This window comes from Sphingopyxis sp. C-1 (genome assembly GCF_001047015.1).
Classification (GTDB): domain Bacteria; phylum Pseudomonadota; class Alphaproteobacteria; order Sphingomonadales; family Sphingomonadaceae; genus Sphingopyxis.
This window is the reverse complement of record NZ_BBRO01000001.1, coordinates 198,321-209,241: the sequence shown is the minus strand read 5'-3', so window position 1 is coordinate 209,241 and position 10,921 is coordinate 198,321. Positions and strand designations below refer to the sequence as shown.

The window sequence follows — 10,921 nt, the reverse complement described above, 5'->3', positions numbered from 1 at the left end:
GGAAAAGTCCTTTTCAGCGTTTCAATGCGGCCTCGACGAGCGGGAGCTGGTCGTTGCCGAAATACATATCGTCCTTGTCGACGAAGATCGTGGGCGAACCATAGCCACCGCGCGCGATGACTTCATCGGTATTCGTGCGCAACCGGACCTTCACCGGATCGCTGCCGGCCGCAGCGGCCAGCGCGGCGCCATCGAGCCCCTCGGCATCCGCGACGGCGGCGAGAACCGCAGGGTCGTCGAGATTTTCCTGCCGGTCGAAATAGCTCGCGAAGGCTCCGCGCGCGAAGCGGACAAGCGCGGCCTGATCTTCCTCGAGCGCGCAGCAGAAACGCATTGCGGCGATGCTCTTCGCCGGGTGCCATTGCGACGGAAAATTCATGGGCACGCCCGCCAGCCGCGCCCAGTCCTTCAATATCTTCCAACTGTGCGTCAGCCGCCGGTTGTCGGCCTGCTCACGCGCCGCATAGACGGCCGGGTTCACCGCGTTGAACACGCCGCCGACAAGGATCGGTCGATAGATCGCCGTCGCGCCGGTTCGCTCAAGCACGCCCGGCAGATTGTGGAACGCGAGGCAGGTCCAGGGCGAGGAGAGGTCGAAGAAGAATTCGACGCGCGCGGTCACGGGATCAGGCCTCCGCCTTCGCTTTCTCCCAATATTGGTCGCGGAGCAGCCGCTTGTAGAGCTTGCCGGTGTCGTGACGCGGCAGAGCTTCGAGGAAGTCGATGCGGCGCGGAATCTTGACGCCCGACAGTTTCTCGCGCGCAAAAGCGATCAGTTCGTCGCGAAACGCTTCGGTCGCGTCGGCCATGTCGGCGGGCTGGATGACCGCAATCACTTCCTCGCCCATTTCGTCGTGTGGGCCGCCAACCACCGCGACGTCGGCAACCTTCGGGTGCGTGACGAGATGATTCTCGATCTCCTGCGGATAGATGTTCACTCCGCCTGAGATGATCATGAAGCTTTTGCGATCGGTGAGGTAAAGGAAGCCTTCTTCATCCACCTTGCCCACATCGCCGAGGGTCGACCAGCCCTTCGAATTGCGGCTCGATGCCGTCTTCTCGCTATCACCGTGATATTCGAAGACATTTTCGCTTTCAAAAAACACTGCGCCTTCTTCGTTCGGCCCAAGCTCAGTTTCACTATCCTCGCCCATGATGTGGATCGCGCCGAGGATCGGGCGGCCAACGCTGCCCTTGTGCGTCAGCCAGTCGGTGCTGGAGATGAAGGTCATGCCATTGCCTTCGGACCCCGCATAATATTCGAAAAGAACCGGCCCCCACCAATCGATCATCGCCTGCTTGACCGGCACCGGGCAGGGCGCCGCGGCGTGGATCGCGACTTTGAGCGAAGAAGTGTCGTAGCGCGTGCGAACATCGCCCGGCAGTTTAAGCATCCGCACGAAATGCGTCGGGACCCACTGGCTCGAATTCACGCGGTATTTTTCGATGTGGGCGAGCGCGGCTTCGGGGTCGAATTTCTTCATCAGCACAACGGTACCGCCCAGGCGATGGACGGTCATCGACCAGCGCAGCGGTGCGGCGTGATAAAGCGGCGCGGGCGACAGATAGACGCTGTCGGCGTTGATCTGGAACACCGCCGACGCAAGCATGACGAGGCTGTTGACCGCATCGATCGCCGGATCCTCGGGCAATGGCACACGCACGCCCTTGGGACGGCCAGTCGTGCCCGACGAATAGAGCATGTCGACCCCGGCCCGTTCGTCGACGACCGGCGTCGCGGGCATCGCCGCAACCGCATTTTCCCAGCTCTCATAGCCCGCGATGTCACCGCCCATCGCGAAACGCCTGATCCCGGTCGTGAGCTGCTGCGCCGCGCCGGCGAGGCTCGCCGAGACGACGAGAATCTTCGCTCCCGAATTTTCGAGAATATAGTCGGTCTCGTCCTGCGTCAGCCGCGACGAGATGCAGACATAACGCAGCCCCGCGCGCTGCGCGCCCCAGGTAAGCCCATAATAATGCGGCGTGTTGTCGAGCATGAAGGCGACGACATCCTCATGCCTCAACCCGTGCGCGCGAAAGAGGTGCGCGGCGCGATTCGACGCGGCGTCGAGTTCGCCATAGCTGATCGCCTCTCCCGTCTCGGCAACGATGATTGCGGGCTTGTCGGGGTTGTTACGCGCATGAACTGAGGGGTGCATCGGCTATCATCTCCGGGAATCGTTCGTATCTTTATGTCGAAGATGAGTAGCAACCTGAAACTTTTGGTCAAGCAAGCTGGAGCTTATGACAGGGGCTGCGATCAAGAAGCGGCAAATCCGGGCGGAGGATCAGTCAAATTCGCATCGTCGACGCAAGCCCATCGGCCCGCCGGCATTGCACCGCCTTTCGGCTGTGCTAGTCCATGGGCATGACCAGTATCGAAATGCTCGAAGGCGACTTCGCTACCCTGCCCGACCTTGTCCGCACCCATGCCGCGGAGCGTCCCGATGCCGTAGCGGCTGCCGACGCCGTGCGGCGGCTGAGCTGGTCCGAACTGGATCAATTGACCGACCGAATCGCCGCGCGGTTGCAGCAGGACGGATTCGCCAAGGGCGACCGTACCGCGATTGCCGGACTCAATAGCGTCGAGCAAATGGCGGTTATCCTTGGCACGCTGCGCGCCGGCGGGGTCGCGGGGCTCGTCACCAACAGCGCGACGGGCGAACAGATGGCCGCGATGATCGCCGACACCGGTGCGCGCCACCTGTTTCTCGACAGCGCGGCAAAAGCGAGCCTCGAAGGCCATGTCATCGCCGCAAGCGACCTGATCGCGATGGACGGCAGCGAAGCCGGAACGCCGCTCGATGCCTGGCTGTCGCTGGCGGGCGCAAAGCCGGCGCCGGTCGAGATTCTGCCCGGGGACGGGTTCAACATCATCTATTCCTCGGGCACCACCGGGACACCCAAAGGCATCGTCCACAGCCATGCGATGCGCTGGCAGCATATCATCCGCGGCGCGCCCGCCTATGGCCCCAATGCGGTGACGATCCTGTCGACCCCGCTCTATTCGAATACGACGATGGCAAGCTTCATGCCCACCGTCGGGTCGGGCGGACAGGTCGTCCTGATGAAGAAATTCGACGCGCACGGCTTTCTCGAACTCGCGGCACGCGAACGCGCGACCAACACGATGCTGGTGCCGGTGCAGTATCGCCGCATCATGGCGCTCGAGGATTTCGGCGACTTCGACCTGTCCAGCTTCGTCGTCAAATATTGCACCTCGGCGCCCTTCCCCGCGGCGCTGAAGGCCGATGTGCTACAACGTTGGCCGGGCGGGCTGGTCGAAATTTACGGAATGACCGAGGGCGGCGCAGCGTTCATCCTCGAGGCGCATCAATTCCCCGACAAGCTCCATACCGTCGGCAAGCCCGCGCCGGGCCATATCGCGAAGGTAATCGACGAGGACGGCAACGAACTGCCGCAGGGATCGGTCGGCGAAGTCGTCGGACGCAGCCCTGCGATGATGACCGGATACAATAACCGCCCCGACGCGACGAAGGCGATGCACTGGTACGATGCCGAAGGAAATCTCTTCTATCGCCACGGCGATATCGGCCGCATCGACGAGGACGGCTTCCTGACTCTGATGGACCGCGCGAAGGACATGATCATCTCGGGCGGTTTCAACATTTTCCCGAGCGACCTCGAAGCCATATTGATCGCCGACGACCGCGTCGTCGAGGCGGCAGTGGTCGGCATGCCGAGTGAGGAATGGGGGGAGACTCCCGTCGCCTTCGTCGTGCTGAAAGCCGGCGTCGATGCCGAGAGTGTACGCGCCGACTGCAACGCCAGGGTCGGCAAGACGCAGCGGCTGAGCGCGATCGTGCAAGTCGAGGAACTGCCGCGCAGCCCGATCGGCAAGGTACTGAAGCGCGAATTGCGCGACGCACACGCCCGATAGCATCGAAGAGTCACTTTCGGCCGGTTGCGAAGACCGGCGCGACGACGTAAGAGAATATCAGCATCAAGAGTTGGGTCGACGCCCAACGCCAACCTGCCAATCCGGGCAAGGTGGCGCTCCGCAAGGAGGATGTGGCCGAGCCGGCAACCAAACGGATCAAGCCATGCAGCGTCGAACCGTAAAAAGGAACGACGTTTCGTGCCGATAAAGATACCCGATCAACTCCCCGCTCGACATATCCTCGAGGCCGAAGGCGTCATGGTCATGCGCGAAGTCGACGCGGGGCGCCAGGACGTCAGGCCGTTGCGGATCGCCCTGCTGAACCTGATGCCGGACAAGATCAGCACCGAAACGCAGCTTGCTCGCCTGCTCGGAGCGACGCCGCTCCAGATCGAATTGACGCTTGTGCGGATCACCGACCACGTCGCGCGCAATACGTCAGCCGACCATATGGCGGCTTTTTATCGGCCATGGCGCGATGTCCGTACCGAGAAGTTCGATGGCTTCATCATCACCGGGGCGCCGGTCGAGCGACTTCCTTATGAGGAGGTCAGATACTGGTCCGAACTGCGCGCAATTCTCGACTGGACACAGACGCATGTCCACCGTTGCTTCACGATCTGCTGGGCAGCACAGGCCGCCCTTTTTCATTTCCACGGCGTTCCGAAACGCGATCTGTCCAGCAAGGCATTCGGTATATTCCCGCATGCGAATCTTGCGCCGGCCTCGCCATATCTCCGGGGCTTTTCAGACCGGTTCGACGTTCCCGTGTCGCGCTGGACAGACGTTTGCCCGACCGCACTGGCGGAGGCGGACGGGCTGCAGGTCCTGGCTGGCAACGAGGAAGCCGGCGCGGGTCTTGTCTACGATCGGGCCCACCGGACCCTGCATATGTTCAATCACCTTGAATATGACACCGGCACGTTGGCGGCAGAATATTACCGCGACGGCCGGGCCCAGCTACCAAGGGGCTATTTTCCTGACGACGATCCGGCGAGCGCGCCGGAGAACCGCTGGCGCAGCCACGCGCATTTATTGTTCGCGAACTGGATCAACGAAATCTATCAGACCACGCCGTTCGATGTCGCAGCAATCGGTGAGCATGACGCTTTGGTCGCGGCCTGATGACTTAAAGCGACCGGTTGCGGCCCTCTCCATATCGTCACCCCGGACTTGATCCGGGGTCCCGCTTGATGCGGTGGCCGGTCGATGCGCAAGAAAAGCGGGATCCCGGGTCAAGCCCGGGATGACGAGAGCGAAGAAACGACCGGAAACTAACGCGGGTAATGAGTTCCCCGGCGAAGGCCGGGGTTCAGGGCGGCAATCCGCATAACTCGGCTTTCTAAAGCCCTGGGCCCCGGCCTTCGCCGGGGTACAACCTAGTAGCAAACGTCCGCTCACCACCCCAAAACAGACATCGCCTTCAAATAGGCCTTTCCTACATTATCCGGCCGTGCCAGCCTTCATCCGGCTCTTTCATTCGGTGAACAAAAAAAGCAGTGGCTGCCTGGCTTACGGGTACGACCACGATCGGACGTGCCGCGCACATCCAGCGCGCCGCGACTTGCAAATCGGGGCGCTCAAAGGGCTGAACTTCCCTGAACTTTGAAATATTGCGCGGCCCTTGCGCCGATCCGATCCGGATTCAGCCAGGCGATGTCCAAAGAGGGCAACGACAGCTCTCGCCCCCTAAAAGGACCCTCACGCGCTAACACCAATTTCAATCAGGCCAAGCCCGCCGCCGCTATCGCCGCCAACGCATTCGCGAGCCGCGCGTCGCCTTCGCCCTCGACCCAGGTCCATTTGAGTTTGCGCCGGTCGAGTTCGCCGATCGCAAGCTCCATGAACTGTACGCGCGCGAGTTCGCTGCCGAACAGCCGCGTTCCGTCCTCCTGCCAAGGCAGATCCATCGCGGGGACGAGATAGAGGTCGGCGACATCGTTCCAAAGGTCGATTTCGGGCAGGCGGCGACCGAGCAGCATGATCGCCCACGCCTGCGTCATCAACGGGTCGGTGTCCGACACCAGCCAGTCGGGGGCCTGTGCAAGCGCCTCGCGGGTGGCCGCAATATGCCCGTCGAAGATCGCGAGCAAATCGACCTCGTCGAGATCGGTGCCGTTCGCCTCGGCATAGGTGCGGCCATATTCGGGAACGACGAGCCCGCCGAGATGCAGGGCAAGGCGCGGAGCGAGAGTCGATTTGCCCGTACTTTCTGCGCCGTGGAGGCAAATATGGCGCGTCATATCGCCACCCTGCCCGTCGCCGCGGCGCGGCGCCACTGGACAAAGCCGTCGATCGACAGGCCGAGCAGCACCACATAGACCGCGCTGGTCGCGTAAAGTCCCCGCCAGGCGAACAGCGGCACGGCGATCAGATCGACGAGGATCCAGAGGAACCAGCTTTCGACACGGCGCCGCGCGAGCAGCCATTGCGCGGTGATGCTAAGCATCGCGATCGCCCCGTCGATCCATGGCGCGACCGCGTCGGTATAGCGATCCATCGTGAAGCTCCAGCCAGCCCAGGCGGCGATGGTCGCAAGCGCCCAACCCCAACGCGCGCCTTCGGCCATCCAGCGCACCGGCACGCCGCTATCGTCGCGCGCGCGCATCCACGCCGCCCAGCCATAGAGGTTGAGCGCGAAGAAAAAGCCCTGGAGCAGCATGTCGCTGTAGAGCTTCGCCTCGAAGAAGACGAAGGCATAGAGTGTCACCGCGACGAGAGCGAAGGGATAGTTCCACACGCTGCGCAACGCGACGAGCGCGACATTGGTGAGCACGAACGCCGCCGCGATCCATTCGAGATAGCTCATGCCGCGCCCTCATGGCCCGGCTCCATATGTCTGGGCCGCGTCCACAGTCCCTCGCGGCTGATCCGCCGCTGCGGTGGTCTTCGGACCACCGACCAGCCAGCGCGCGCGATCCAGCCGAGTTTGGCGAAGAGGCTTGATGCCGCGCGGTGGTCCCACGCATGATCGCCACGCGCACGCACTTCGCGGGCGATATCGCCATAGATGCCCGCCGCCGCGAGCACCGCCCAGCGGCTGCGCGGGCCAAGCTTGCGCGCGCCCCAGCGCGCCGACGCCTCATATTCCTCGGCCATTTCGGACAGCCATTTCGCCATCACCGACAAACGCCCGCGAAAGGCGGGGTGCATATGCTGTCCCGGCGGAATGTCGAGTTCCACCATCCATTCGACCGGCAGGTAACAGCGGTCGGCCGCGGCATCCTCCGCCACGTCGCGCGCGATATTGGCGAGCTGGAACGCGATGCCGAGGTCCGAGGCACGGTCGAGCGTCGTTTCGTCGGCGGGGTCGATGCCCATCACAAGCGCCATCGCCACCCCGACCGCCCCCGCGACATGATAGCTGTAGCGCAGAAGATCCTGCTCGCTGCGCGGGCGCCAGTCCTTTGCATCGAGTTCGAAGCCCGCAACGATATCGTCGATGACCGCACGCGGGATCGCGACCTCGGTAAGCAGGAAACCGAGCGCGTCGAACGCCATGTCGCCCGTCGGCTCGCCCGCGAACGCCTTGTCGGTCTGCGCCCGAATATAGGCGACCGCGGCCAGCGGATCATGCCCGGGCGTCATCGTGCCCCCATGATCCTGCCCGTCGATCAGGTCGTCGGCGGCGCGGCACCAGGCGTAGAGAAGCCAGACACGCTCACGCGTCTGTCGGTCAAAGAGCTGGCTGGCCAGCGCGAAGCTTTTCGATCCGCGCGCGATGCTGTCGTGCGCGAAACCGTGGAGGGCATGTGCATCATAGGCCCCCTCCGCAATCATCAGAGATTTTCGGCCTTCATCGCAAAAATCGTCTTGTGCGGTTCATAGGAAGCCATTTTGTCGAGCAGCTCGTCGAGCCCGGCGTCGACGATCATGATCCCGGCGTGCGCCGGCCGGATAAAGCCGACCTCGACCATCTTGCGGTTGAAGGCGATCAGTTCATTGTAAAAGCCCGCCGCGTTGAGCAGCCCGACGGGTTTGGCATGATAGCCAAGCTGCGCCCAGCTGATCGCTTCCCACAGCTCGTCCATCGTACCGACGCCGCCGGGAATGGTAAGAAAACCGTCCGACAGGTCTGTGAACATCTTCTTGCGTTCGTGCATGCCCGAGACGACGTGCAGCTCGGTGCAGCCGCGATGCGCGACCTCGGCCCCGACAAGCGCATCGGGGATGATCCCGATCACCTCACCGCCAGCCTCGAGCGCGCTGTCGGCCACCGCGCCCATCAACCCAAGGCGGCCGCCGCCATAGACGACGCCGATCCCGCGCTGCGCCAGCGTGCGACCGACATGGCGCGCGGTTTCGATATAGATCGGATCTTCGGGGGTCGCGGACCCGCAATAGACGGCAAGACGTTTCATGATTCTTCCAACATCAGATTGGCGGTCGCCTTGGCACTGCCGACGACGCCGGGGATTCCCGCGCCCGGATGCGTCCCCGCGCCGACGAAGTAAAGATTGGAAATCGTGTCATCGCGGTTGTGCGCGCGGAAATATGCGCTTTGCCGCAGCAGCGGCTCAAGGCTGAAGGCGCTGCCGAGATGCGCCGACAGGTCGCGGCCGAAATCGGCCGGGGTGTAATGGAAGCGCGTGACGAGGTTTGCGCGAAGGCCGGGCGCAACACGGCGTTCGACCTCTTCAAGGATCGCGTCGGCAAAGCGCTCACCATATTCGCCGTCCCAGTCGGCCTTTGCCTTCCCCAGATGCGCGACCGGAGCGAGCGCGTAGAAGGTCGAATGTCCCGCAGGCGCCATGCCCGGATCGGTGATGCTGGGATGGTGAAGGTAGAGCGAGAAGTCGTCGGGCACGACGCCGCCATAGATATCGTCCAGCAATCCCTTGTAGCGCGGGCCGAACAGGATGCTGTGGTGAGCGATATCGGGATAATCGCCCTTCACGCCGAAATGGACAACGAAGAGTGAGGGCGACCAGCGTTTGCGCGCGAGGCTTTTCGCAACCTTCAGCCCGCGCGGGTGGTCGAGCAGATCCCTGTAACTGTGCATGAGATCGCCGTTGCAAGCGATCATATCGGAATCGGCGCGCCAGCCGCTTTGCGTCGTCACGCCGGTGACGCGCCCGCCCGTAGTCTCGATCCTCGCCACCGGATCGCCGAGGCGCAAGACACCCCCCAGCCGCTCGAACAGCCGCACCATGCCGCCGACCAGCGTATTGGTACCGCCGCGCGCGAACCAGACGCCGCCGTCCTTCTCGATTGTGTGGATCAGCGCATAGATCGCACTGGTCGTCATCGGATTGCCGCCCACCAGCAGCGTGTGGAACGACAGCGCCTGCCGCAGCCTTTCGTCCCGCACATAGGAGGACACGACGCCATAGACACTGCGCCACGCCTGATATTTCATCAGCGCGGGTGCGGCTTTGATCATCGAAGCAAAGTCGAGGAAGGCGACCGCGCCGAGCTTCACATAGCCCTGCTCGTACACGCCCTTCGAATATTCGAGAAAACGATCGTAGCCGGCAACATCGGCTGGATGGAGCTTCGCGATTTCGGCGCGCAGCGCGGCCTCGTCGTTCGAATAGTCGAAGGTTGTCCCGTCAGGCCAGTTGAGCCGGTAGAAAGGCATGACGGGGACGAGGGTGACGTCGGCGGCCATATCCTGCCCGCTCAGCGCCCAGAGTTCCTGAAGACATGGCGGATCGGTGATCACTGTCGGACCAGCGTCGAAAGTAAAGCCGTCACGGACCCAATGGTAAGCGCGTCCGCCCGGCTTGTCGCGGGCCTCGACGACCGTCGTGTCCACGCCCGCCGATTGCAGCCGGATTGCGAGGGCGAGCCCGCCGAATCCTGCGCCGACAACAATCGCGCGGCGGCTCATTTCCAGTCGCGCTTCGCCAGGGCGGAAATCGCGCGGCCGATCGGCACTGGAGGTTTGCCCGACAGGATGCGTAGCTTGTTTGCGGTTGTCGATCGCCCCGCATAGAAGCGCGCGATCAACCCCGGCGACAGACGGTAGAAACGCTCGAAGATGCGGTAGCGCGTGGCGGGCTCCGAAGCGCGGAAGAGCATTGCGCCAAGCATGCGATAGAAGCGCTGGCGGCGCCAGGACCTCGCGGCGCGGTCGCGAAGGATGACGGGAAGGTCCGCGCGATCGACGAGGCCGGGCAACAACGATGCGGTGCGCACGGCATCGGGAAGCGAATAGCCGGTAGTCGCATGGAAGGTGCCCGCGCGCACGCCGATGCGCGCGGTGCGGTCGGAGGTGGGCCATAGTCGATCGAAATCGCCGGCGATCACGACGGGTAGTACGCCGCTTTCCTCGCGCGTCGTCGCGGCCACCTCCCAGCCCTGCAACGCCGCATAGGCCGCGATCCGCTCGCGAACGAGGACAGGGTCAAGGTCAGCGTCGTCGCTGTAATAGGTGTCCTCGACGAAAACCGTCTCGGTATCGAAGGGAAGCAGATAAACGAAGCGATAGCCGTCCAACTGCTCGACGGTCGCGTCCATCACCACCGGATGCTCGACGCCGTGCCCCCCCTTCACCGTCAGCGCCTGCCCGACGAATTTCTGCCAGCCGCTTGTCAGTGTCGGAAATTTCGTCACGCCGCGCGCGTCGATGACATGCTTCGCCGACAGTCGCCCACCGCGCGACAGCAGCAAATGGTCGGGCGCGACATGCTTGGCCCTGTCGGCGATGATGTGCCCCGCGGGCAAAGCCGCCATGACGGCATCGGCAAGCGCTTCGCCGGTAATGCTCTTGTATCCCATGGCCAGCGTACGGGCGTGCGACGGGAAGCGGACATCGTAGCGCGACCAGTGATGGCGGACGAGCGGCGCGACCAGCCATCGGTCCCGCTTTGCGATATCGCTGTCGAAAAAGGACCAGACATGATTGCCGCCAATCGGCCCCGGTTCGACCAGCCTTATATCGAGGTCGGGCCGCTTTGCGGCGAGCGCGAGCGCCGCGAGCCCGCCGGCAAGCCCGCCGCCGACGATCGCGATGTCGCATTTATCGTTGCTCTGCCCCACCATTTCCCTGCCTTAGCCACGCAAGTGCGCGGGCGC

Annotated in this window: 10 protein-coding genes and 1 riboswitch; of the genes, 2 read left to right on the top strand and 8 right to left on the bottom strand. The window is 63.4% G+C overall.

The window, feature by feature from the left end:
• Window positions 1–13 precede the first annotated feature (13 nt).
• Complete coding sequence (locus SC1_RS00830) at window positions 14–622, bottom strand: 2-hydroxychromene-2-carboxylate isomerase (protein ID WP_062176300.1); 609 nt, start codon at window positions 620–622, stop codon at window positions 14–16.
• A gap of 4 nt (window positions 623–626) precedes the next feature.
• Window positions 627–2,159, bottom strand: coding sequence for an acyl-CoA synthetase (locus SC1_RS00825; protein ID WP_062176297.1), 1,533 nt, complete (start codon window positions 2,157–2,159; stop codon window positions 627–629).
• 209 nt (window positions 2,160–2,368) lie between these two features.
• Between SC1_RS00825 and SC1_RS00820 the strand changes: the two genes are divergently transcribed.
• Window positions 2,369–3,901 (top strand): class I adenylate-forming enzyme family protein, encoded by a 1,533-nt coding sequence (locus SC1_RS00820; RefSeq protein ID WP_062183280.1) that lies wholly within the window; start codon window positions 2,369–2,371, stop codon window positions 3,899–3,901.
• A gap of 55 nt (window positions 3,902–3,956) precedes the next feature.
• Window positions 3,957–4,062, top strand: a riboswitch (SAM-I-IV-variant riboswitch).
• 37 nt (window positions 4,063–4,099) lie between these two features.
• Window positions 4,100–5,026: a homoserine O-succinyltransferase gene (gene metA / locus SC1_RS00815; RefSeq protein ID WP_062183278.1), complete on the top strand. Its 927-nt coding sequence runs from the start codon at window positions 4,100–4,102 to the stop codon at window positions 5,024–5,026.
• Window positions 5,027–5,625: 599 nt separating this feature from the next.
• Here the strand turns inward: metA and SC1_RS00810 are convergent.
• From SC1_RS00810 to crtY, 6 genes are read right to left on the bottom strand one after another with little or no spacing between them, the layout of a single operon-like run.
• Complete coding sequence (locus tag SC1_RS00810; RefSeq protein ID WP_062183276.1) at window positions 5,626–6,144, bottom strand: AAA family ATPase; 519 nt, start codon at window positions 6,142–6,144, stop codon at window positions 5,626–5,628.
• Entirely contained in the window at window positions 6,141–6,710 is a 570-nt protein-coding gene (gene pnuC / locus SC1_RS00805; RefSeq protein ID WP_062176292.1) for a nicotinamide riboside transporter PnuC, read from the bottom strand. The genes SC1_RS00810 and pnuC overlap by 4 nt, the downstream gene beginning before the upstream one ends.
• Window positions 6,707–7,681 carry a phytoene/squalene synthase family protein gene (locus tag SC1_RS00800; protein ID WP_083435609.1) on the bottom strand — a complete coding sequence of 325 codons (975 nt, stop codon included), beginning with the start codon at window positions 7,679–7,681 and terminating at the stop codon, window positions 6,707–6,709. The genes pnuC and SC1_RS00800 overlap by 4 nt, the downstream gene beginning before the upstream one ends.
• Window positions 7,681–8,262 carry a TIGR00730 family Rossman fold protein gene (locus SC1_RS00795; RefSeq protein WP_062176289.1) on the bottom strand — a complete coding sequence of 194 codons (582 nt, stop codon included), beginning with the start codon at window positions 8,260–8,262 and terminating at the stop codon, window positions 7,681–7,683. Before SC1_RS00795 ends, SC1_RS00800 begins: the two co-directional genes overlap by 1 nt.
• Complete coding sequence (locus SC1_RS00790) at window positions 8,259–9,734, bottom strand: phytoene desaturase (protein ID WP_062176287.1); 1,476 nt, start codon at window positions 9,732–9,734, stop codon at window positions 8,259–8,261. The genes SC1_RS00795 and SC1_RS00790 overlap by 4 nt, the downstream gene beginning before the upstream one ends.
• The gene (gene crtY, locus SC1_RS00785; protein WP_062176283.1) at window positions 9,731–10,888 is read right to left on the bottom strand and encodes a lycopene beta-cyclase CrtY; all 1,158 of its coding nucleotides are present in this window, start codon (window positions 10,886–10,888) and stop codon (window positions 9,731–9,733) included. Before crtY ends, SC1_RS00790 begins: the two co-directional genes overlap by 4 nt.
• Window positions 10,889–10,921: the final 33 nt, after the last annotated feature.